Below are 23,834 nucleotides of genomic sequence, written 5' to 3'. Positions count from 1 at the left end.
TGATTCTAACGCAATAACTTTTTACTCAGCCGGAAAATTCAAATTAATTTTATTTATTAAAATTAATTTGAATTTTCTATGAATGACTCGATTTTAAAGAAAGCAGAAAATCGATAAAAATAGAAAATTTCTCCCTATATCTCTAATCTGAGCCCTGTTTCGACAAGCCTAATCAAATCATCTCGAATTTCTATCTCTTTGGCTCTCTGGCTGAAGGAACTGAGAACCTCAATAGTCTGCTGAATTATCTCTTTTACGGCACTTTCTTTCATTTCAAGCGATAACCCAAAAGCGATCAAATCTTTGCGCGTGAAATTGTTTAGTTTTGCACCAATCGACATCTGATGATTGGCTGTATATTTTTCCCCATTGGCAAAGGTAATATCATACGCTGGAGAGAGGCTCCATTTCCCTGATTCATCCATCAAAAATGAAAAGTTTTTTGCGTGGTCATCTTGATTACGGGCAATCACATTAAAAACAGCCCGCTTAAATATCTCAAGATTGACCGAGTTATCTCGGGTCAATGCTTTGGCGATGCGCCAGAACTGCTCATACGAATAATGCCCCGGTTCATTGAAATCGATATGGGTCAAGCCGGCTAACGTGTGCATATGGATCTTGCGACCATCAACACGATCAAATCGTTTGATGGCGTAGTGCCAGTCATTTCTATCATAGAGCATTTGCGTTTGAGGAACACTTATCCCAATCTCTCCCGCCATCTGCATATAGAGGTATTCGAGTTTGGTAAAATCCAGAGCTTGACCAAATTGGTCCGATTTACTAAATTTTACTAGCCAGTGCTCAAACCCCTCCGGCACACCCAACTGTGCACCGCTGATGATCTCTTTCGTTTCACGGTTCCATCCGATAGAAGCTTTTGGCTGTGCACCTCCGGGTGATGCAGCATTTTCCATAAAGGCTGCGATGTGATGAAGTGCATCGGATTGTTCACCTTTGATGATTACTTGAGAATCCAAATACATCTGACGCAAATCCATGATTTCGGCTTTTAGAGCAGCAAATTGTGGCTGATCGCTCGGTTCATACTCCAATGCTCCCATTGCGCGTGAACCGATATAGGATAATCGCATCAAGAGATTTACATCTGCTATGCTTTTCCCTTTTTCCTCGTAATAGCGATCGATTACCCTCATCCCAAATTTATCCGGCAAACTATCATGAAAAACACCGGGAATACCTTGGAAATAAGTAGTATCTGTGTTGCTATATGCACCTTTTAAACTATTGATTGCAAGTTTATGAGGCGAAATTTCCAGTCCCATCTTTTGAAATATCGGATCATATTCAAAATAGACCGTCCGTCCGTCATACAGTAATGTCCCAACGGTATGACCATACAGTTTTGCAGTAATCTCTGTCATTTACGAACCCTTTTACGATCTTGTTGTGAAACATTCACACGGATGTCTTCCAATGTTTTTAATGCACGTTCTTTAACGAGATTCTCGCCCTTTTCATCCAACTGCAAAACAAAGAGTAATTTGAACATATTTTTAGCAGACAATGTACCATTTTTTAAAAATGCACGGTAGGTAGGGAGTGGAATCCCTGCACGTGATGAAAGCTCTTTCTGGGTGATATTTTGCTTAATACGTTCTTTTTCAAACATCTCTGCCAGACGAGACAACATCTCTTGTTCAGTATATAGCTGCAACATTGCATCTCACTTAAAAGATAGTATATTATAGATTAAAGCAATAAATATAGAATAATAGATATTAAAATATCTCTTACTTTGTCTATGATCTTATTGCTAATTGTATCGCAAAAATGTATTTTATATATATCACTAGCAAATTTGGGTCAGATGTTCAATCTGGAATGACACCCCGATTTAGAATGGCCTATGCATTTACTCCTTAACATACCTAATCTAACTATCAAGGAATAACAGTGATTGAGCGTTAAGCAACCCGTTCGCCTTATTGACTTACATTTTCGAAAACAGGATACTATGGAATATGCTCATATTGACAAAAGAGAATTATGATAAAACCGTTCAAGAAAACGAGATAGTGGTTATCGATTTTTGGTCGCAATGGTGTACTCCGTGCAAACAGTATGGACCGATATTTGAAAAAGTATCTGGAAAATACCCCGACATCACGTTTGCAAAACTCCATACGGAAGAAGAAACCGCTCTTTCAGACTATTTCTTTATCCAAAATCTTCCAACGACGGTACTTATGAAAGAGAAGACGGTTATTTTCAAAACACCGGGATTATTATCCCAAGAGGAACTGATTGATCTCATTGAGCAGACAAAAGCGACCGATATGGATAGATTCCGTGCGGAAAAAGCAGCGAAAAAAGCAGCACGCAAGCAACAGCCGTAAACCAATTCTTGACAATATAAAGCGATGCAGAAGGAAAGCAAATGCCATTAAATCGACTGGAACGATATTTCGAGGACTACACCTACATACGAAAAGGCCATTATCCCGTCACTGATTTGATTGTCTATGTGTACATGGGCGATGCGTGGACTGAAGCAAACAAAGCACAACAAATTGCCATCAGTGAGGGGCTCCTCAGATCAATAGAAGCAAAACATTTCGAACTCGGCAGAGAAGATATCGAACGTCTTTTTGAACTCTACGATCTTAAGGGTAAAGCAGAATGCGGTGAGCTGGCAGATGTTGTGATGCTGCAAACGGCATTTACACAGATCATTGAAAAGCATCGCTTATCGCACCAATCACCGTCTTAAAAAGTGTCTGCTCTTTGAGTCCATTCCACTTTTTAAAAAATTGAAAATATAACAAATTGTCAACATATCGATCCATTTAAACGTGTTTGGATAAAATAAAACAAATCGGATATGCGCCAGACGAGGAACATTAAAAATGAAGATTGAAATTTGTGGTGAGGTATTGAGATGAACACGCACGATACCATTCAAATTTTTGACACTAAAAAAGTACGCACCCTCTGGGATGAGGAGAATGAAAAGTGGTATATCTCTATTATTGATGTTATTGAAGTTTTGACGAATAATGAGCGACCAAGAAAATATTGGTCAGATTTAAAAAAGAAGTTAGAAAAAGAGGGAAGTCAGTTGTCCGAAAAAATCGGACAACTGAAAATGAAATCTTCAGACGGTAAATTTTACAAAACCGATGTTGCCGATACCGAACAAATTTTCAGATTAATACAGTCTATTCCAAGCCCAAAAGCAGAACCCTTTAAACTTTGGTTAGCACAAATCGCTAGTGAGCGCTTAGATGAAATGCAAGACCCTGAGCTAAGTATAGATAGAGCATTAAAACAATATTTAGAGCTAGGATACAGTGAGAACTGGATCAACCAACGGCTAAAAAGTATCGAAATCCGCAAAGAACTTACCGATGAGTGGAAATCAAGAGGGATAAGAGAGGGGATGCAGTTTGCAACTCTCACCGATATTATCACCAAAACATGGGCAGATAAAACCACCAAAGAGTATAAAATTCTAAAAGGGTTAAAAAAAGAGAACCTACGGGATAACATGACCAACACCGAACTTATTTTAAATATGTTAGCGGAAGCTTCTACAAAAGATATTTCGCAAGCACTAAGCCCTGAAACGTTTGAAGAAAGCAAAAAAGTAGCAGCTCAAGGCGGAAAAGTTGCCAAAGTAGCCCTCCAAGAGTTGGAAGCGCAAACGGGTAAAAAAGTGGTAACGAGCTTGAATGCAAAAAGTGTATTGGAAGCCACAGAACGAAATAAGATTGTATAATTTCCGATATTCGGATATAATAGCAATATTAACTTCGAAGAGGAGGAGAATATGACAACAGCAGAAATCACACAGTTTTTTCATATTGCTGATAGCACTCTCAGTGATTGGGAATCCAATCCAAAGCGCCAAAAGCTCCTTACCCTCCTTCGTACTATCAGCCTTGACGAGGCAGAAAAGTATTTACAGCCTAAAAATACCCCGCCAAAATTTAGCCCAAAAACCCGTTTCGCCAAACTTCGAAAAGAGTGGTTTAGCATTGATCTATTGTGGTCACGGCAAGATCATTCCCTCATAGAGATCAACAGCCTCATTTCCATTTATCTCTCTACACCGAATCAAGAGGATACCCAAACGCTCATCCGTCTATTTGGTATCGAACGAGTTAGGATGATTTTGATGAAACTCAAAAATAGCATGCCAATCGAAGATTATAATGAGGCTTCAGAGCAGATTGAATTTTCCATAGACCCTGAAACCTATTTTGAGGTTCATCCGTTGCCTGCACTAGAGGAACTTCTACGCCATCCTAAAAAACGGTATATTACCTATCTGAGCAAACAATACAGTGCCGATGAGTTGGTAAAAATGGCTCAAGAGAAAAAAGTACCGTTCAATACCCTCTTTCAGATTAAAAAGATGACAGGACTGAGCGCATGACCGAAGCGATCAAACAGATTCTACCGATCATCCAAGATCACGAGATTTTCAAAAAGCATGATTTCAGACTGGTCGGTGGAACCGCACTTTCCTATCATATCAATCATCGCATTTCTGAGGATTTAGATTTTTGCCTCACACAAGAACTTCCTTTAGAGGATATTCAAGCATTTATTGAGTTTTGTGTAGAGAAATTCGGTATGGACAATATCGACTATATTGAACCTTCTCAAGCAATCAAGGAAGATTTCTTAATCGGCGGAGATAATGTCGAATACTATCTTCAAACATGGATGGTCAACGGCATTAAAATTCAATTTTTCGACGGTGGAAGCAATCCAGGCACAAAAGAATTTCTTGCCGATGATATTTACACAACCATCGGAAACATCAAGATAGCCTCCCTAGAAACGATATTTAAAATAAAATCTTTGATGTTCTACAAACGAACCAAATCACGAGACCTCTACGATATGCTCTGCTTCTATACGCTAAATGATTATGATCGATTTACACCTGTTGCGACCAAAACGCTTATTATGCAACATGAACCGCTTTATTACACAAAAGAATATTTCCAAACGATGTGGCTAGAGAGTTTTAAAACTAAAAAATATTTAGCGGAACGTGATGAAGGGTTGGCGGGGCTAGTGGGTGAGATTCAAACATTTGATGAGATGCGTATGAAATTGGTAAAATTATTTCAATAAAATTTCTATTGTAAAAAAGTAGCTTATCCCGAATGGCACTTACTTAAGGAAAAAAGAGTCTAAAAAGCCTAACATATTTACTTGTTTTTGTAAATCTATTTGGAAGTGAGGCTTTAGCCTCGCCATCGTGCGGGACTGAAGTCCCACTTCCGATTTGCATATGACGGAGTATTCGGCCAGTGATCGCGGAGATTATTCGGCCACTTGAAGAGAGATATTTTCTGTGTTTGGATTTTAACATAAAGTGGCCGGATATTGGTTCCTTGATCATCTAAATTTCTTATTTTTCAGTGATTGATTTATTGATAGTAGAGTGAAGCTTGCGCATAGAATCCCCCTCCATTTCAATTCGGTGCGATGAATGGACGATACGATCAAGGATTGCATCGGCAATAGTATTGTTATTGAGATAATCATACCAGTCGCACACTGGGAGTTGAGAAGTGATAATGGTCGAGTTAATCTGGGTACGATCTTCAATGATTTCAAATAAGTTGGTTGCGTCATCTTCATGCATGGCGGATACTCCGAAATCATCCAGGATCAATAGATGGAACTTCGAATATTTTTTGAGTAGATTGGTATAGGTGCCGTCAATCCTTGAAATTCTTATCTCCTCAAGAAGTGTCGGAGTACGAATGTAATGGACTCTGAATCCATCCATGATGGCACGATTGGCAAACGCTTGTGCAAGATAGCTTTTACCGGTACCGGTTTTTCCGGTCATAATAATGTTCTGATGGCTTCGAATAAAGTTCAAGGTAGCCAAAGAGTGTATGAACGCTTTGTCGAGGCAGCGTTTGGGATTAAAATCGATCTCTTCGATGAGGGCATGTTTCTCTTTAATTTTAGAGAGCTTGCGATTCATAGCGATTGCCTTGTTGCGAAGATAGAGACTTTGCGCATCAAGGAGCTGATAAAGCCTCTCTTCGAATGCTAGAGAGTGATAGTTGACATCTTCGCTTTGACGCGCATACGCCTCTTTAAATCCGTGAAGACCGAGCTGGGTGATTTTTTCAATAAGTTGTGAATGCTGCATAGGTTATTTCCTTTTTTTACTTTTTTGGATACTTTGTTATTGATACTCTTGAGCATTACGAAGATTGTCATGGGTATTTAGGATAGGAGGAGTTGTCATGATGTTGTTGGCACTTCTACCCGGATAAAGTTTTTTCTCCAGAATCGACTTGATCGACTTCGTCTTCAGAGTCTGCTTCTCCAATGCAAACATCAGCGCCAGTTCCAATTCTGATTTTCCATGCAACTTGGCCAGTGAAAGGACAGCGATGATCGGACGGTAGGCAGTTGCTTCATATTCAGCGGCGGCGAAGCGTGCTTCAACGAATGCGGATGCATTGGAACCGATATTCTTCGCCCAGTTGCGTAATCGATCCGGATTCATTTTTTCATGGACATATTGATGCGACGAGGGCATATGCTCTTTGAGTGTGGAGACATCGCCCGTGCGTCGCAGTCTTGGATGGGTGGCGATCAAAGTGTTGTTGTGATAGATTTTTACACTGTGTGAATTGTAATGCACATCGACAAGTTCTTTGAGATACCCATAAGGGACAGAGTAATTGCATTTGTCCAAAGTGATGTGGTAATCTTGGTTGACTCGTGCAACTTTGAACTCTTTGTAGCTGTAACGGTTGGCGGGAAGTGGTTTGAGATGGGGCTTATCCAGTGTTTCAAACATCTGGGTGCGGCTTTGTTCCAAATGTTTGACGATCTTGTTGTTGTAATCATCCAGTAGCGGACCGATCGATTCATTGAGCTCATCGACACTGTAAAACTTCCGATGGCGAAAGCGTGCGAGGATATAGCGCTGAATCCCCTGAACTCCTTGCTCGACTTTCGGTTTGTCTTTGGGTTTATAGGGACGTGCAGGTTCTATCGCCATGTTGTAATGGCGGGCAAGGTCGGCGTATCCTTCGTTGATAACGATTTCTCCATTAGAATGAGTAATCACCGCTGATTTGAGATTATCGCTCACTACGATTCGCGGTACTCCTTCAAAGTATCGGTATGCCAATACATGAGCTTGAAAAAAATCTTCTTGTTTCTGGGATGGAGTCGCATGGGCAAAGGTATAGCCACTAGCACCCAGAACCGCAATAAAAACCTGACATTTGACGATCTCGCCGGTTTGGATATCGTAAATCGGCATCGTCAGACCGCTGTAGTCGACAAATACTTTTTCTCCTCCTAAATGGACCTGACGCATCGAAGGATTCAGCTTTTCAACATGCTTTTTATAGAGAACCCTAAACTGGGTATACTCGTATCCATCGGGATATTGTTCTTTGTACTCTTCCCATAGCAGCATGAGAGTCACTTTCGTCTGTTTACGCTGCTTGAGTTCGTTATGCAGGTAGAGCATATCGGGTAATGGTTTTTTGGAAGGTGTGGCACTGCGCTGTTCGGGAAACAATCTGGAATGGAGGACATTATCACTCATCCCTTCCACTTCGTCAATCGTCATTGCGGAAGACTTAAAGCGGCGGATATAGTCTTGTATGGTTGTTCTTGGAACCCCTGCAGCTCTGTGTGCCTGACGAACCGAAAGGTTCATCCCAATATGAAGCCGTAGAGCTTCACGTACTTTTTTCATCTGTATCTTCCTCATCAACACTCCCGTTTTTAAACGGCAGTGTAGTCAATTCAGAAAACACCCTTCATTCATAAAAACTCCGTGACGTTTTTTCCTAAAAAGTGGCCGGATAATGACCGTTTTTAGTGGCCGAATGCCACCGTCATGGGTGGCCGGATAAAAACGTCACAGGTGGCCGAATGGCTCCGTTTTTTGCAGGATTTAAATTTCATTTGTTTTAGTCTCGGAAATAAGGCTTAAAAGCTTAAGTAAGTGCCATTCTAGCCTGTCCCCTTTTTTCCAAAATTCATCAACATAAATTGATTAATCATACATATTGTTTACACTAAACACTATTGACACCTAAATTTCTTCACCAAAAATTTTATTATTAGTATAAAATATCACAAGTAAAAGGATATATTTATGGAAAAACAAATTAAATCCAATGAAGTATTTACACCATCAACATCTGCAAAACTAACTTTTGTTGAAAGAGAATCTGTTAATAACCAAATTGTAAATGCTTTAAATACCCCTGGAAAGCAACTAGTAATATATGGGCATTCTGGCTGTGGAAAGACTACGCTTATTGTCAATAAACTGATGCAAATATATGAAAACCACATTACAGTAAGATGTACTTCTACACTGACATATGAAGAAATTGTATTGCAAGCATTTGATGAGTTAAATCCCTATTACCAAGATAGTAAAGTATCCACTATAAGTAATGCCACATCCATAAAATTAGCGTCAGATTATGCACTAATTAAAGCAGAGCTTGGAGGAACAAAAACAACAACAGAACAAGGGACAATTAAAAGAGTAATTCCACCTAAATTAACAATGCAAACACTTGCTCGATTTTTAGGCAATGCCAAATGTTGCTTTGTTTTAGAAGATTTTCATAAAATTAATGCTGATGAGAAGACAAAGGTATCTCAGACAATGAAGCTTTTTGTTGATATGGCTGAAGAGTACCCTGAGCTAAAAATCATATGTATAGGTGCTGTGGATACTGGTCGAGAAGTTGTTCAATATGACCCTGAACTCAAGTCAAGAGTTGCAGAAATAAATGTACCTTTAATGACTGACACCGAAATTGCACAAATTATTGACATTGGGTTTCCGTTATTAAATATCGAAATACCTGCTTTTATTAAAAATAACATCATAAAAGTTGCGAATGGTGTTCCATCGGTGTGTCATTCAATTTGTTTACAAATATGTTTCGCAATGGGTATATATACTAAAAGCAACTCAAAAATAGTTATTGACATGAAAATGTTTGAATCAGGCATCAAAGGATATATTCAAGATTCATCAGATTCAATTAAAGCTGACTTCGAAATTGCATTGGTACAAAGAAAAGGAACCTACAAGAATGCCATGTTGATATTTAAAGCCTTATCTTCCTTCTCGATGGAGGGGGCAGAACAACATGATTTACTGCTAAAAATTCAAGAAACTGAATCAAAGTATCCAGCAGGGAACTTATCGAGCTATTTAAAACAATTAGTAAAAAGTGAAAAAGGAGCAATAATCATAAAAAGAGCTAATCATTACTGTTTTAGATCGCCAATTTATAAAATATACGCTGAGCACATTACCAGTAATAATTATGCAGGTGAAATTACTCATGATTCAATTAATATGGATTTAAAAATAGTAAAAGAGAAAATAGATTATTTAACAAGTCAATTATAAACTTGAAATAAAAACGAAGGAAAAAGGCGACAGACTACTTTTTTACGCAGATTAGCGGTCATATATTCAATCTTCACTTTTTAAAATCTATTACTCAAAAACAATCTCATACCGAACATTTCTACCGTTTGTCCCCTCGATTTGACGGATACAGCCGATCTCGATCAATTGGGTAATATCTCTGGAAGCGGTGGTGGATGCCGTGTCCGTTAGGCTCATATATTTCTTTTTACTCAAAGCACCTTGGAAATTTTCAGTTCCCATATCGAGGATTCTATTGAGAACTTTGGTTTGTCTCGCATTGAGATTATGAGTTTTGTATTTGTCCCAAAACGTCGTTTTTTGTACGATGTATCCTAGCTTTTTTTTCGTGTCGCCCAATGCAGTGTTTAACGTAGTGAGAAACCATTCGCACCAGTCGGTGATATCCAAATGATTCCTCTCCTTGCGAATGTACCCCGTTGTTTTTTCCAATACCTTGTAATACCCGCTTCTATCGCTGTTGATCGCACTAGACATCGAATAGAGTCTCGATATGGTCGATTTTTCGATGTTAGACAAAACCAAATCGGTGATCGCGCGCCCTATTCTGCCGTTACCGTCATCAAACGGGTGAATGATAACAAACCATAAATGGGAAATACACGCTTTGAGCAGACTCGGAGGTGTGGCATTAAACCATGCTAGATATCGAGCCATCTCATCTTCGAGCGTGGCTCTTGGAGGTGCTACATAATACGTTTTCTCTTTTCCTGCGGCTCCTCCGATGACTTCCATAATCTCTTCACCCCTGAACGAGGCAACATTGATTTTAGAAAGAGCACTATACCCACTCGGAAAAAGAGCATTGTGCCAGCCAAAGAGCCTCTCAAGGCTCAAATCTTGATCGTAATTGGTGTTGGCATCGATGAGTACTTCTATCAGATAATCGGTAGAAATATCCCGTTTGTAAGAATCTATCTCTGCAAACCCAAGCTTTCGTTGGATGGAGGCTTTGACGCTGTCACGATTGAGGATTTCCCCCTCTATCGCAGAGGTACTAATCGCTTCATTCATCAGTGCTTCGAGTTGTCTTTGGGCGATATTATTGCGATCCATCGTTTGGGTTATGGCAATCAAATACCCCTGCTCCAATGAAACCTCTTGAATCAAATGCTCAAGTCGGTTCAAATCATAGGTAAAATGGGGATAAGTCTCCCTCTCCCATATCCAGCGTTTCATCTACTGTATTGCCTTTGAGTATCGATTATTTTCAATCAGGTTGAATTATTGATTTAATCATACCATATTTGGTACGAATATCTATAATAATCGTGCTTTTATCTCAAAAACAAAAACATACTTTTTAAATCGTAGGGACTGACGTTATATTGTGGATTGTATTTATCGAGAGGAGGTGGTGGGTCAAGCAGGATTTGAACCTGCGACTACTCCGTTATGAGCGGAGGGCTCTAACCGCTGAACTATTGACCCGATTGAGGAGCGGTATTATACTCGTTCTTTGATTAGACGAAGCTTTTTTTACCGCTATTGTTGTACAAATAGCGAAATCGGTAAGCGAGAAGGTTCTCCATAATTCCGAACAAAATCATAAAATTGACGAAACTGCTCCCTCCGTAGCTGAACATCGGCAGCGGTACCCCGACGACGGGGGCAAATCCGATTGTCATGGCAATATTGACACTCATATAGATGAAGACAAAGAGGGAGAGCCCTGCCGTCACCACCTTGATGTAGTAATCCTGCGCCCAGTTGGCGATCATCAGCAGATGGATGATAATCGCGGCGTAGAGGGAGATGAGCAAAAACGCCCCGAAAAACCCGAACCGCTCGACGACGTAAGCGAAGATAAAATCGCTCGATGCAATGGGGAGGAATTTCATCTGGGTCTGAGTGGCATCCTCTTTGTCTTTACCGAAAAATCCCCCCGAACCGACGGCAATGATCGACTGCTCGACGTGGTAGCTCGGTTTTTCACTGATAAAGTCGGTCAACCGCTGTTTTTGATAATCGTGCAGCTGGGTATAGATCAGCGGGAGCGAGATGATGAAAGCCGTGCTCAGCCCCACCCATATTTTCCAGTGAACCCCGACGATAAACAAAATCCCCACCCCCAGCAGCAGCAAGACCGTCGCCGTCCCCAAATCGGGTTCCTTGGCGATGAGGAGAAAAGGGAGGATAATAAAAAACATGATCTTCGAAAAATCTTTCAGACGGTATCCGTCACGCGGCGGAGGGTTTCGGCTGATCAGATAAGCAAGCATCAGGACAAACGCCGGTTTGATCAGCTCAGAGGGCTGGAGGGTGAAATGGACAAACGGGATCTCAATCCACCGTTTCGCTCCCAGCCGTGCATGCCCTACAAACTCGACGGCAACGAGGAGGAGGATACTCCCCCAATAAAAAATAGGGATCGTCCAGAACATCTGACGCACCGGCAACAAAAAGAGGGTAAAAAACGCCCCGATCCCGACAGCAACGTACACCAGATGCTTTTGTCCCAATACCGGATGGATCTCATGGATCAGCCAACCGGAGGTAAATACGAGGGGAATCAACAAAATGATAATTATAAAATCAAAATGTGCTAGAATTCGGCGATCTATATTAAGCACTGCAATCTCATTACTTTAAAATTTTTAGCTGATTGTATCATAAAGGGCGTCAATGAACAGAGAAAATGTGACACTTTATGTCGAGGAAGCGATTCGTCTTGACCTATTTTTAGTCCAAAAACTTGGGCAAACCCGGAATCAGATATCCCAGTTGATCGAACAAGATTGTATCCGCGTCGATGGTAAAGCGACCTCCAAACCGGGTCTCAAACTCAAAATTTCCCAAAACGTCGCAATTATTTTTCCGGAGGCGAAATCGACTCCGGCACAGGTGATCGATTTTGACGTCGAGGTGCTGTTCGAAGACGACGATATTCTCGTCATCAACAAACCCAGTTCCCTGACCGTCCATCCGGCCCCCAGCGTCAAAGAACCCACGTTGGTCGATTGGCTCAAACATAAAGGGATCAGCCTCTCGACCCTCAGCGGCGAAGAGCGCCACGGGATTGTACACCGTCTCGACCGAGGGACCAGCGGAGCGATGGTAATCGCCAAAAACAATGTTGCCCACGAAGCCCTATCGGCGCAGTTGCAGGACAAGAGCATGGGACGCTATTACATGGCCGTAGTGACACCGCCGCTCAAAGAGGACGGGATCATTATCGACAAACCGATCGGACGAAGCAGCCATAACCGTCTCAAGATGGCGATTAGTGAGAGCGGTAAAAATGCCAAGACTCAGTTTCAAAAAGTACTCCTCTCTCATGATGAGACACAGGAGCTGATCGGCTGTAAACTTTATACCGGAAGAACCCATCAAATCCGAGTCCATCTGGAGTCAATGAGCCGCCATATCATCGGCGATCATATCTACGCGCTGCAGCCAAAAAGTGATAAAATGGAACGTATCTTGCTTCATGCATACATACTCTATTTTACCCATCCCACCACCCAGGAGAGGGTTCAGTTTGTTGCCCCTCTGGAGGCGGTGATGGAAGATTACATCCTAAAACATTTTGATCCAAAGGAATTTCATGCACACATCGATCCGTTACGCTTTGAGCATCTCTTTAGCCCTGAGTCTGTTTAGCGGTTGTGCCCCGACGCCCAAACCCGAAAAAGCCATCACCATCGATTCTACCCTTCCGGTCCTCACGATTAACGGATTTATCTCCGATATCACCTCTGCGGCATTTGAATGGAAACCGATCGATGACCCCCGCGTTATCGGATATTACATCTACCGCGACACTCCCGGCGAAGCCGGTCAGAAACTTCACCGTATTGCTACGGTAGAGAGCCGTTTTGCGACCCATTATGTCGACAGCGATCTTAAACCCAATGTGCAGTACCAGTACCGCTTTGCTACCTTTACCAAAGAGGGGAGCGAGTCGGTCGGATCGGAAACCATCACCGTCGCCACCCAACCGATGATCGCTCCGGTCGTTTTTTTCCAATCGGTCGGCAATATGCCCCGCAGTGCAAAACTCCTCTGGCGTCCCCATTCAAACGGAAAAATTGCCGGTTACATCATCGACCGTCTCAATGTCAATGACCAGACATGGCATGAAATCGCCACGATCAGCGGCCGCTTGAATGCCGAGTACATCGATCGTGACCTCAAAGACGCTCAGGTCTACCACTACCGGATCAAAGCCTATACCCATGACAAATTGGTCACCGAACCCAGTGAGATTACCAAAGTAATCACGAAACCGCTCCCTCCCCAAATCAAAAATACCACCGCGACGACCGAACGTCCCCGTGTTATTACCCTTACCTGGGAACCGAGTGAACTCAAAGATATCAGTCATTACAACATTTACCGCTCCACCTCTCCGAATGGTTCGTTTGATTACCATGTGAAACTCGAAACGACCACCTTTACCGATGCGATAGACGAAGACGGTAAAAACTATTTTTACAAAATCACCGCCGTGGACAAAGACGGATTGGAGGGGCTTATTTCACCTATCTCAACCCAAGGTTCCACCCTCTCCAAACCGCAAACACCGATTGCGGTTGACGGCAAAATAGCGAACAAAGCGGTTGAACTCCAATGGAGCAACAACGATCCGCGTACCGTTTCGTACATCATTATCAAAACGGTCAAAACCAGCTGGATCAGCCGTGAAAACGTTGAGATCAAAGACATTACCGAACCGAAGTTTCACGATTCCGATATCAAACCGAACATCGGCTACCAATATGAAATTCTCAGCGTTGATAAAAATGGGATACGATCACTTCCGACCAAACCGATCGAACTCAGTTATGAGGCGAAGTAACCCCTATGCCGCATTTACATCTCGAATCGTTTAACCCCCTCACCTTTCCTACCCAATGCGGCGAAGTCGAATTCGACTTTATCGCATACAACCGCGATCGCGAAGAAGAGTCCCTGATCGCTACCCGCTACAAAGGGAGAAATTTCTTTCTCCTCCACAAAAAAACAGAGGCCAAAGAGCTCCTCAAAAGCGAAAAAATCACCCGCCCTTCCCCCAATTTTTTGGTTAAGCATGCCCTTTTGGCGTATGCCGAGTGTTCAGGATCGAAAATCATCGCTTCAAATGTCGACAATGCTCCCGAAAACACCCACCTTAAAACCCATGCGCCGCTCAAATCAATCGATTATTTTGCGGCCCGTTTCCCTGCGGATCGCGAAGTGCGAATCGAGATCGGATTTGGCTCCGCCCGCCATCTTCTCCACCAAGCCGCCGCTCATCCCGACGTCACCTTTATCGGATTGGAGATCCACAAACCCTCCATCGAGCAGGCACTCAAACAGATCGCCATTCAGGGATTGAACAATCTGATGATCATCGATTACGATGCGCGCCTCTTCTTGGAGTTTGTCCCCTCCAACGTTGTCGGTAAAATATACGTCCATTTCCCCGTTCCGTGGGACAAAAAACCGCACCGTCGGGTCATCTCGAATGATTTTTTAGAGGAATCCAATCGGGTCTTAAAGGCAGGGGGGACGCTGGAGCTGCGTACCGATAGCGAAAACTACTACCGATTTGCCCTTGAGACGTTCAGCACCCCGGCAAAAAGCCGTTTTGATGTCCGAAAAAATCAGGATATCGCCATCAGCAGCAAATACGAAGACCGATGGAAACGCCTCGAAAAAAACATCTATGACGTCACCTTCACGTGCGAAGAGCAAAGCCTAGAATCGATGATCCAGGGGGATTTCTCCTTCTCTTCAAAAATGATATCTCCCGATGCGTATGAGCGGATCGGAACCGAGACCTACAAACGCGACTGGGGTTTTCTCCACTGCGAGCGCCGTTTTACGATCGATGAGAACCGGTGGATGGTCCGTCTGGCGATGGGAAGCTATGATCGCCCCGAGCACAGCTATCTGATCGTCGACAATGGGGATGCCCGCTACTATCCGACCGATCCCGTCCACTCCTCCGCCAACCTAAACGCCCATATCTTACTAGACGAGTTACTCCATGGATAAAGTCATCATTGCCGAAAACCTCTCCCTCTCCTACAAAGAGTTTGAGTCCATTATCTCCAAAGCGAGTTTCTCGATCGATGCGGGAAGTTTTGTATTTATCACCGGTGCCAGCGGAAGCGGGAAATCGACACTCCTCAAATCGTTTTACGGAGCCATCGAGCCCCGCGCCGGGTCACTCGTCGTCGGCGGCGTTAAAATGAACCGCATCAGCACCTCAAAGCTCAATTACCTGCGCCGTCATATCGGTATCGTCTTCCAAGACTACAAACTGATCAAAGAGTGGACGATCGAAAAAAACGTCATGCTCCCCCTCATTATCTCCGGATATACCAAAGAGGTGAGCGGTGAGCAGGTGGATAAACTCCTCTCCCATGTCAAACTTGGCCATCAGGCGGGGAAATACCCCCCGGAACTGAGCGGAGGAGAGCAGCAGCGTGTTGCGATGGCACGCGCCCTTGCCCATAACCCGATCCTGATCCTGGCCGATGAACCGACCGGAAATCTGGATGAATACTCCTCCCAGGTGATCTGGAATCTGCTGGAGGGGGCGAATACGCAGCTCAAGACAACGGTGGTGGTTGTCACCCACCACATTCCTGAAGAGATGAACGTTCCGTTCAAACACTTCCATATCGAGTTGGGAACTATCCATGAAATCGCTTAAAAACCATATCTCGCTGATTGTTGCCCTCTTTACCGTCTTGTTTTCGGTTCAGATTTATGTCGGGGTTGATCGTACCATTGCCGCGTATGAAACCCGTTTGAAAAACGATTATTCCATTATCGTCGTTGCTTCCAAAACCCTCACCCCCGTCGAATTTAAAGCGATGGATTCCTTGATCGAACGGAGTGAATCCATCAGCGTCGATCAGGTATTGGAACGGCTTGAGGGGGAGATGAGCAAAAAGAATCTCGACCTTTTGCGCCTCACCCTCCCCAAGTTTTATCGTGTCTATCTCACCCGTTTTCCGACTCCCGATGAAATCGGAAAACTCCAAAAACGGCTGCAGCGTAACAGTGCGATTCAACGGATTGAAGGGTACTCCCAAACCCACGATACCGTCTATAAGCTGATGCTCCTGTTCAAAGACGTCGTACAGCTTTTCTCCATCGCCATCGCCGCCGTCACCTCATTGCTGATCCTAAAAGAGATGCGTTTGTGGCAGTTTCAGCACGCGGAGCGGATGAGTATCATGGCCCTTTTCGGTGCCCCCGTATGGCTCCGATCGGCGGTCCTTTTCCGTCTCGCAATCGTTGATGCGCTGATCGCAACGGTTTTATTATGCCTCACTTTTTTTGCGATCGATCAGTACGGCTGGATGAATCTGCTTCTCAATACGGTCGGTATTGAGATCAAACTGTTCGATTTTCTCAACGATTCGCTCCGATCGCTTCTGATCGCACTGGGAGTCGCCATCGTCTTGACCCTCACCATCGTTATCGGCCATGAAGAAGAGGAATAGATGAAATTTACCCATTCTCTTCTCCTCCTTTCGCTCTTGGGGTGTACCCTAAACGGGGCAAAAATCGATGAGAAGATCCACACGACCGCATTAAAGCTGAACGAAACGAAACAAACCTATTCGGCACTGAGTGCCAAACTCGAAGAGACCGCCGGAAAGATTGTGCATCAAAAACAACTGGTCGGTGCACAGCAAGAACACCTCAACTCCCTCGTCGATGAACTCAAATCCAAAGAGAGTGTCTACCAATCCACCAAAATGACCCTAAAAGGGCTCGAAACGCATCAAAATAATCTGATTAAAACCCAGAACGAGATTGAGCAGCGTCTCGTATTCGCCATTGCGCGCAATACCTCGATCTCTCTGCTGATCAACGACGACCGGGCAAAAGAGGCCGAGGCGATCATCACGGAGGAGGCGCTCAAACTCCACCTCAAACAGATCAAACAGGAGATCAAAGAACTCAACTTCATTTTCACCGAAAATGCCGATAAAATTGCCAACCTTGCGTCGCAGACAACGGTGCTCAAAAAATCAATCGCCGTTATTGATCAACAAAAGAAAAAGGTTTTGGTGACGAAGCAAGAGAATGAAAAAGCGATCAGCACCCTTGAAAAAGAGAAACTCGAGTATAAAAAGTCCCTCGATAAAATCATCTCGCAACAGCGTTCACTCCAAAATACCCTTGCAAGTCTCAACATTATCAAGCGCGAAGCACTCAAACCGAAAAAAGCCCCGCCGCCGCTCGTCGCACCGAAACCCGGAGCCAAACCGGTTCACGAAGAGGTAAAACAAGCCGCAATTGAGTATGAACCGACCAAAATCTCTGCCTACAGCGGAGAACGTACCATTGCGCCGCTCGACGGATACATTCTTCTCAAACGGTTCGGCCCCTATACCGATCCGGTTTACGGCATCCGAATCAATAACGAATCGGTCTCCCTCAAACCGACCGGCGATGACAAAGTCAAAGCGGTTCTCAACGGAAAGGTTATTCTGGCCAAACCGACCGCGATGCTCGATAACGTCATTATTATCGAACACGACAACGGCTTGCACACGATTTATGCCCACCTGGATAAAATCGCCCCGACCGTAGAGGTGGGCAAACGGATTAAACAAGGGGCTATCATCGGCCGTGTCGGACGGGAACTGATGTTTCAGGTAACCCAGCGCAACGCCCATATCGATCCGATGCAGATGATCCGCTAAAGCGGGTCTAAGCTCTTTTGAGCCGCTTTTTCAAACTCCATTCCCCCCATTTATAACTCTCTATCAAGACAAACACCACTACCGTCGATTCAACGATTATTTTCACCATCTCTTGCGTCGGAGGGATGGCGTGAAACCACTCCGGTATGGCATATAAGGCGACCCCCTGAAGGGTTATTCCGATGCCGATACCGATCCATATCGCCGGATTGATCGTTAAACTGCGTCTGATATTCAGAAGAAACGGTTCGTTCTCTTTTTGGGCGAGGATACCGTTGACCCACTGGGAGGTGACGATCGTACAAAACGAGACCGTCAGGGCAACCTCATAGCTGTGGCCGCTAGAGAGCAGATAATAAAAAACGCTCAGCGTCACCGAAGCGTTGACCAGTGAAACCCACCCGATCCTCGCCATCTGCCACCGGTCGAAAAACTGCTTTTCCAGCCGTCTTGGGGGGTGTTTCATCACATTTCCCTCCTCCCGGCACATCGGAAAGGTTTTATCGGTCACGCCGTCGGTGACGATATTGATCCAGAGAATCTGGGTCGGATGGATCGGGAGCGGGAGCCCCATGAAAATGGCTCCGCTGATCACGATGATTTCATCAAAACAAGTAGCGAGAAGATAAAAAATCACTTTCCGCAAATTGGCGGTGATGATCCTCCCCTGACGAATCGCATCGACGATCACACCGAGATTATTGTCGGTAATCACCATCTTGGCGGTCGATTTCGCCGCCTCGCTCCCTCCCCCCATCGCTATCCCCAAATCGGCCGCTTTGAGTGCCGGGACGTCATTTACCCCATCCCCCGTCACCGCAACAATTTCACCCTCTTCCTGAAGCATCTTGACGATCCGGTATTTATGTTCGGGAAGCGCCCGTGCAACCACCGTGCACCCTATCAGCGCTTTATGAAGCTCTTCATCTCCCATCACCTCGATTTCGGTCCCGCTAATGACGGTATCCCCTTCACCCCATATTCCGACCTCTTTAGCAATCACTTTTGCCGTCAACGGGTTATCTCCCGTAATCATCATGACCCGGATTCCGGCATCTTTAGCCTGAGCGACGGCCAATGCAGCATCCTTTTTTGCACCGTCCGCAAACCCAATCAAACCGACAATTTGAACACTCCATTGTTCCGGATCTTCCCATTTCTCGTCACTGATTCCAAATGCCAATACCCGCAAGCCCTCTGACGCCATCGCATCGTGCGCACTTTTCAGCTTCTTTATTTCTTCAATTGAATTTCGAGAGAGCCCGACAAGGGCTTCATACGCCCCTTTGATATAGAGAGACTCTTGAGTGCCGATTTGATTGACGGTGGCCATTAATCGCAGTTTCGGATCAAACGGATGGTAAAAGATACGGGGATTCGCCTCCCGCAATGCAGAATACTCATCGCCGATCCAGCGGGCCAGAGCCGTTTCGACCGGATCCCCCTGCTCAATCGTGGCATCGTTGCAGAGTGCGGCACAACGTCGCAACCCCTCTTCGTCGAGTGTTTCGATTTTTTGTACCGAAAGAAACCCTTCGGTAATTGTTCCCGTCTTGTCCGTAGCGATTACCGAGGCGCTTCCCAGAGATTCGACGGAAGGGAGATGACGAACAAGCACTTTATAGCGGCTGAGGCGGTAAGCCCCCAATGCCAAAATAAGCGTCACCACGATCGGAAGTCCCTCTGGAACAGCCGACACAAGCTCCGCGATCAATATGCTGGCCATATCGACACCGCTGCGTCCCTGTGCCATTCCGATTATCCCTATAAGGAGTAACATTCCGACCAAAAGAAAAATAAGCCGTTTGGAGAAAAGGGCCAATGCACGTGTCAGAGGAGAATTGGGAGATTGTTCTTGTGCGCTTCTGGCAATCGTCGCCAGATAGGTATGTTCTCCGGTCGCCGTGACAATCCCTCTAGCCACACCTTTAAGAATATGAGTTCCGGAAAAAAGGAGATTGCTCTGTTCATACACAGGGGCATCGGGGGAAAGGAGCTGAAGTGATTGTTTGGTACTCGGGACCGATTCCCCAGTCAAAATTGCCTCATCGGCTTGCAATCCGTGCGATTCGATCAGACGAATATCGGCCGGAATCAAATCCCCTTCGGCTAAGAGGACAATATCCCCCACTACAATTTCATCGGAAGCGATACTCGCTTCAAGTCCCATTCGAAGGACTCGTGTATGGGTTTCGGTCAGTTTTTTAAGGGCGCGGATCGATGTTTCTGCCCGGTATTCCTGAAAAAAGCCGAGGAGGCCGTTGACGACCAAAATTCCGGCGATGATCAGACTATCGTTCATTTGTCCCATGCCAAAAGAGAGCAGCGCCGCGGCGACCAGAATCGCGACGATCGGACTTTTAAACTGATCGATGAAGATAGCAAAAAGGGATCGCCCCTCCTCTTTTAATCGATTGGGACCGAATGTAGCCAAACGTCTGTGCGCTTCGTCCACCGCTATCCCCAAAGGGGAACTCTCCAAAAGTATATAAAGCTCTTCCGCCATTTTGGAATGCGAATTTTCGGGGTATTTCATCGTACTGCCGCTCCTCACGCTTTATTTGCGCTTGCTCATAGCATTCAGCAGGTTATCATACCATAGTAACCGTATGGATTGAGTGAAGCTTAAAACGGCCAGATAGCCCCCACTATTTTGCTCCCCCACCCTTGATTGACAGAACGGTCAATATCCCCCTGGTTGGCATAAAGAATTTTGGCATCGGAAACTTTTGCGGAATTGATCTGATTGTTCTGGTCGATATCGTAGGGGCGGATCACGCCGCTGAGCTGCATCACCTGTTTTTGATCGTCAACCATAATTTCCCGCCGTCCGGTGATAAAATAGTTCCCGTTGGCCATCACTTTGACGATACGGGCCGATACCGTTGTCGTAAACGTTGCATTTTTCGTTGCGGAACCCGAACCGGTATAATTGGAGCTCGAACCTGCACTAAATCCGATATTGGCCAAGCCGTTTAGCGATCCCACCGCTGAATTAACGGCGGCATTCTGCCCTCCTGAGGTAAAGGCTCCTCCGTTCAATCCCAGCTTATCGTTTTCGCTGAGCGCCTTGCTCGCTTTATTCGAACTTGTCGCCGTTTCCGAAATCACCACCGTAACGATGTCGTTAACATGCATTGCCTTATGATCGGAAAAAAGAGGGCTGTCCCCCTGCCCGAAAAGGCTTCCGCGAGAGACGAAACTGCTCTCTTCCTCCCGTGCCGGCATCTCCTGCACGTAGGTAGGGGGGACAAAACTTATTTCGGGATCAAGGGTTCGTGTTGTACAGCCGCTTAGCAGCAACGAAGCCGACAGTATCGAAAGATAGAGGTGTACGCGCATTGTTTTCCCATCCGAATCGTAATTTAGCTATAATAAAGCAAAAATAGTTCCAAAGGATACTTATGACATTACGAGAACAGATTAACGACGATATCAAAACCGCTATGAAAGAGAAAAATGTCGAAAAACGCGATGCCCTTCGACTTCTCAGCAGTGCGATGAAACAGGTCGAAGTGGATGAGCGCAAAGAGCTTAGCGACGACGATGTGATCAAGATTATCCAAAAACAGGTGAAACAGCGCAACGATGCCATGGTGCAGTACCGCGATGCGGGGCGTGAAGATTTGTATGACAAAGAGGCTTCGGAAGCGGCTATTTTTGAAACCTACCTCCCGACACAGCTCTCCGACGAAGAGCTTGAATCCGCCATCCGGGCCATTATTGCCGAAGTGGGTGCAAGCTCAATGAAAGAGATAGGAAAAGTGATGGGTGCCGCCTCCAAAGCGCTCGGAGCTCAGGCGGACGGTAAACGGATCAACGAGTGTGCCAAAAAAATTTTAGGCTGATTACTCTACCGACGCGATTCTAAAAGCGATCGAATTTTGAAAAATCAGCGGATGGGAATACTGGCACGTCACCACACCATCGCGCGGGGCAACAATTTTTTCTAATTTTTCCCCGCTTAAAGAGTCGGTGATGCGCCCCAGTTTCTCCCCTTTTTGGACACGGGTGCCGCATGCAACGACCGATTCAAAGATCCCGGCACGTGAAGCTTTCAGGATCGTAATGTTTTCCGGTCCGATAATATTGCTTAAAAATCCGTTAAAAACTCCGTTTTTAAGAATCCCCCGCTTGCTCATGAAACGGACCAGAGCCCCCTGCACTTCACCGCTCGTCACCGCATCGATGGTTCCGTTCTTACCGAAAACAAGCGACATGGCCCGGGTCTCCCACAACTGCCAATTGTACTGAAGCATCACCGTCTCGATCGGACTGTACTCGCGGTAATGGATAAAGCGCATCCCCAGATCCTTCGCCGCCTCTATATCTTCATAACCGCTTTTGATCAGTTTTACATAGGGGATGCACATCCCCTGATCCCGACGCCCCTCAAGAATGATCCCATAATCAAACCCCTGCAGTGCTTCAAAAAGTGCCGACGCAATCCTCTGTGTCGTCTCCCCCTCTTTGTAGCCGGGAAACATCATATTCAGATCGGTTTTGTCCAAAGGCCAAAACTTTTCTCCCATATTCAACGCATAGGTATTCACCGCCGGAATCACCAGAATTTTTCCCGTGATTTTCCCCTCTTCCTCTTTTTGGCGGAGGTAATCGACAAAACGGGATGCGACATAGAGCTGATTGATGTGATCGCCGCTCATCGCCCCCACAATCGCTATCGATGGGGCGTCATCCTCTTCGTCCCCGAATACAAATCCTTCGACTTTAAGCGGTGCACGATTGGGGGATTTAAGCGCAAGTATTTCCAGTCGTTTCATCGTTTTTCTCCAAAAATTCGTCCCACCAAAGAGCCTTCATACACAATCGGATAGGCTCTGAGGGTAAAAAGGACCCCGGCAATCGGAGCGATCACTTCATCCAGCCTCTCCCCGCTGAGCGGATCGACGATGTGACCGACAATCGAACCTTCCTCGATTATTTGACAATGCTCGATCGCCGAGACAAAAAGTCCGGGTTGCGAAGCATTAAGATATGCAACTTCCCCCACATGCGACTGGATCGGCATACGGACATCCAACGGGTTTATCGATAAAAATCCTTCGCACGCCATTAGATTGAGCAAACCGTCCAAAAGTTGAAGACCGTACATTTTGCTCAGACGCATCCCGACACCCATCTCAACGACAAGGGTTTTGGTCCCTTCCATATTCATCGCGTGGGCAAACGTCGATTCCAGAACCGTCACCGCATCATGCACCCACACAAAATCGATATTCAGTTTGTTGGCCAGAGGGACCAAAACGGCTTCTTGAGATTTTGCGATACGGACCTGAGGAATCTCCCGTAAAAAAATATTACTCGAATGGATATCAATGGCAATCTCGGATCCCTTCATCGCCGTTACCACCCCATCGGCGATTTGTGCCGGGAGAAAATCGTTTTTGCTGCCGGGAAAATTCCGATTCAGATCGACATCATAAAAAGGGACGGAACGGGTGATACTATCAAGTCCCAGACTGTTGATCGCCGGATAGATGTCAATCGTCCCCGTAATCTTCTCCCTGTTGTCCCGAAGCCACTCTCCCAACAAAAAACAGACGTATTGACCTTCCAGTTCGTCTCCATGGATTCCGCTGACAATCGAAATCCTCTTATCCGTCTCACCGCTAGAGGGGGTGTAACGGCACCGCTGTATCCGAAACTGTTCCCCTACCGGCAATTCGATCGAAAAAACCTCTTCAATAACACCCACA

General features: G+C 45.1%; 23 protein-coding genes and 1 tRNA gene. 13 read left to right on the top strand and 11 right to left on the bottom strand.

Annotated features, from left to right (window positions below; genetic code table 11):
• Positions 1–134: 134 nt before the first annotated feature.
• Both M0P91_RS10985 and M0P91_RS10980 read right to left on the bottom strand, forming a co-directional pair.
• Positions 135–1,388, bottom strand: a complete 1,254-nt coding sequence (locus M0P91_RS10985; protein WP_295067182.1) for a type II toxin-antitoxin system HipA family toxin — start codon at positions 1,386–1,388, stop codon at positions 135–137.
• Entirely contained in the window at positions 1,385–1,684 is a 300-nt protein-coding gene (locus M0P91_RS10980) for a helix-turn-helix transcriptional regulator (protein ID WP_295067179.1), read from the bottom strand. The genes M0P91_RS10985 and M0P91_RS10980 overlap by 4 nt, the downstream gene beginning before the upstream one ends.
• A 304-nt stretch (positions 1,685–1,988) precedes the next feature.
• On the opposite strand from M0P91_RS10980, the gene M0P91_RS10975 reads away from it, so the two are divergent.
• From M0P91_RS10975 to M0P91_RS10955, 5 genes are all read left to right on the top strand, one after another.
• Positions 1,989–2,363 (top strand): thioredoxin family protein, encoded by a 375-nt coding sequence (locus M0P91_RS10975; RefSeq protein ID WP_295067176.1) that lies wholly within the window; start codon positions 1,989–1,991, stop codon positions 2,361–2,363.
• Positions 2,364–2,404: 41 nt separating this feature from the next.
• Positions 2,405–2,737 carry a hypothetical protein gene (locus M0P91_RS10970; RefSeq protein ID WP_295067174.1) on the top strand — a complete coding sequence of 111 codons (333 nt, stop codon included), beginning with the start codon at positions 2,405–2,407 and terminating at the stop codon, positions 2,735–2,737.
• A 168-nt stretch (positions 2,738–2,905) separates the two neighbouring features.
• Positions 2,906–3,745: a Bro-N domain-containing protein gene (locus M0P91_RS10965; RefSeq protein ID WP_295067171.1), complete on the top strand. Its 840-nt coding sequence runs from the start codon at positions 2,906–2,908 to the stop codon at positions 3,743–3,745.
• 51 nt (positions 3,746–3,796) lie between these two features.
• On the top strand, positions 3,797–4,405 hold the full coding sequence (locus tag M0P91_RS10960; RefSeq protein ID WP_295067168.1) for a hypothetical protein: 609 nt from the start codon (positions 3,797–3,799) through the stop codon (positions 4,403–4,405).
• Positions 4,402–5,115, top strand: coding sequence for a nucleotidyl transferase AbiEii/AbiGii toxin family protein (locus M0P91_RS10955; protein ID WP_295067165.1), 714 nt, complete (start codon positions 4,402–4,404; stop codon positions 5,113–5,115). Before M0P91_RS10960 ends, M0P91_RS10955 begins: the two co-directional genes overlap by 4 nt.
• Before the next feature lie 280 nt (positions 5,116–5,395).
• Here M0P91_RS10955 and istB read toward each other — a convergent pair whose 3' ends face one another.
• Positions 5,396–6,154, bottom strand: a complete 759-nt coding sequence (gene istB, locus M0P91_RS10950; protein ID WP_295067162.1) for an IS21-like element helper ATPase IstB — start codon at positions 6,152–6,154, stop codon at positions 5,396–5,398.
• A 36-nt stretch (positions 6,155–6,190) separates the two neighbouring features.
• The gene (istA, locus tag M0P91_RS10945) at positions 6,191–7,729 is read right to left on the bottom strand and encodes an IS21 family transposase (protein WP_295067159.1); all 1,539 of its coding nucleotides are present in this window, start codon (positions 7,727–7,729) and stop codon (positions 6,191–6,193) included.
• Positions 7,730–8,134: 405 nt separating this feature from the next.
• Between istA and M0P91_RS10940 the strand changes: the two genes are divergently transcribed.
• Positions 8,135–9,418 (top strand): ATP-binding protein, encoded by a 1,284-nt coding sequence (locus M0P91_RS10940; RefSeq protein WP_295067154.1) that lies wholly within the window; start codon positions 8,135–8,137, stop codon positions 9,416–9,418.
• A 90-nt stretch (positions 9,419–9,508) separates the two neighbouring features.
• On the opposite strand, the gene M0P91_RS10935 is transcribed toward M0P91_RS10940, so the two are convergent.
• From M0P91_RS10935 to M0P91_RS10925, 3 genes are all read right to left on the bottom strand, one after another.
• On the bottom strand, positions 9,509–10,639 hold the full coding sequence (locus tag M0P91_RS10935; protein WP_295067151.1) for a DUF4172 domain-containing protein: 1,131 nt from the start codon (positions 10,637–10,639) through the stop codon (positions 9,509–9,511).
• Between the two features lie 176 nt (positions 10,640–10,815).
• Positions 10,816–10,891 (bottom strand) — tRNA-Ile (locus M0P91_RS10930).
• A gap of 32 nt (positions 10,892–10,923) precedes the next feature.
• Positions 10,924–12,033 carry an FtsW/RodA/SpoVE family cell cycle protein gene (locus M0P91_RS10925; protein ID WP_295067149.1) on the bottom strand — a complete coding sequence of 370 codons (1,110 nt, stop codon included), beginning with the start codon at positions 12,031–12,033 and terminating at the stop codon, positions 10,924–10,926.
• A 52-nt stretch (positions 12,034–12,085) separates the two neighbouring features.
• Between M0P91_RS10925 and M0P91_RS10920 the strand changes: the two genes are divergently transcribed.
• From M0P91_RS10920 to M0P91_RS10895, 6 genes are read left to right on the top strand one after another with little or no spacing between them, the layout of a single operon-like run.
• Entirely contained in the window at positions 12,086–13,063 is a 978-nt protein-coding gene (locus tag M0P91_RS10920) for an RluA family pseudouridine synthase (RefSeq protein WP_295067146.1), read from the top strand.
• On the top strand, positions 13,008–14,261 hold the full coding sequence (locus tag M0P91_RS10915; protein WP_295067143.1) for a hypothetical protein: 1,254 nt from the start codon (positions 13,008–13,010) through the stop codon (positions 14,259–14,261). Before M0P91_RS10920 ends, M0P91_RS10915 begins: the two co-directional genes overlap by 56 nt.
• Positions 14,262–14,266: 5 nt before the next feature.
• Entirely contained in the window at positions 14,267–15,442 is a 1,176-nt protein-coding gene (gene trmB / locus M0P91_RS10910) for a tRNA (guanosine(46)-N7)-methyltransferase TrmB (RefSeq protein WP_295067140.1), read from the top strand.
• Entirely contained in the window at positions 15,435–16,106 is a 672-nt protein-coding gene (locus M0P91_RS10905; RefSeq protein ID WP_295067138.1) for an ABC transporter ATP-binding protein, read from the top strand. The genes trmB and M0P91_RS10905 overlap by 8 nt, the downstream gene beginning before the upstream one ends.
• A complete protein-coding gene (locus tag M0P91_RS10900) occupies positions 16,093–16,905 on the top strand; it encodes a cell division protein FtsX (RefSeq protein ID WP_295067135.1) in 813 nt (270 codons plus the stop codon). Before M0P91_RS10905 ends, M0P91_RS10900 begins: the two co-directional genes overlap by 14 nt.
• A complete protein-coding gene (locus tag M0P91_RS10895) occupies positions 16,906–18,117 on the top strand; it encodes a murein hydrolase activator EnvC (RefSeq protein ID WP_295067132.1) in 1,212 nt (403 codons plus the stop codon).
• A 7-nt stretch (positions 18,118–18,124) separates the two neighbouring features.
• Here M0P91_RS10895 and M0P91_RS10890 read toward each other — a convergent pair whose 3' ends face one another.
• Entirely contained in the window at positions 18,125–20,653 is a 2,529-nt protein-coding gene (locus tag M0P91_RS10890; protein WP_295067129.1) for a cation-transporting P-type ATPase, read from the bottom strand.
• Between the two features lie 89 nt (positions 20,654–20,742).
• Positions 20,743–21,459: a flagellar basal body L-ring protein FlgH gene (gene flgH, locus M0P91_RS10885; RefSeq protein ID WP_295067127.1), complete on the bottom strand. Its 717-nt coding sequence runs from the start codon at positions 21,457–21,459 to the stop codon at positions 20,743–20,745.
• A gap of 62 nt (positions 21,460–21,521) precedes the next feature.
• Here flgH and M0P91_RS10880 point away from each other — a divergent pair, with 62 nt between their 5' ends.
• Positions 21,522–21,965, top strand: a complete 444-nt coding sequence (locus tag M0P91_RS10880; protein WP_295067124.1) for a GatB/YqeY domain-containing protein — start codon at positions 21,522–21,524, stop codon at positions 21,963–21,965.
• Here M0P91_RS10880 and M0P91_RS10875 read toward each other — a convergent pair whose 3' ends face one another.
• Both M0P91_RS10875 and M0P91_RS10870 read right to left on the bottom strand, forming a co-directional pair.
• On the bottom strand, positions 21,966–22,898 hold the full coding sequence (locus M0P91_RS10875; protein WP_295067121.1) for a M14 family metallopeptidase: 933 nt from the start codon (positions 22,896–22,898) through the stop codon (positions 21,966–21,968).
• Positions 22,895–23,833, bottom strand: coding sequence for a M14 family metallopeptidase (locus M0P91_RS10870; RefSeq protein ID WP_295067119.1), 939 nt, complete (start codon positions 23,831–23,833; stop codon positions 22,895–22,897). The genes M0P91_RS10875 and M0P91_RS10870 overlap by 4 nt, the downstream gene beginning before the upstream one ends.
• Between the last annotated feature and the right edge of the window lies 1 nt (position 23,834).

The sequence above is a fragment of the Sulfuricurvum sp. genome, from assembly GCF_023229695.1.
Lineage (GTDB): Bacteria > Campylobacterota > Campylobacteria > Campylobacterales > Sulfurimonadaceae > Sulfuricurvum.
The sequence above is the reverse complement of the archived record's forward strand: the minus strand, read 5'-3'. Positions and strand labels throughout refer to the sequence as shown.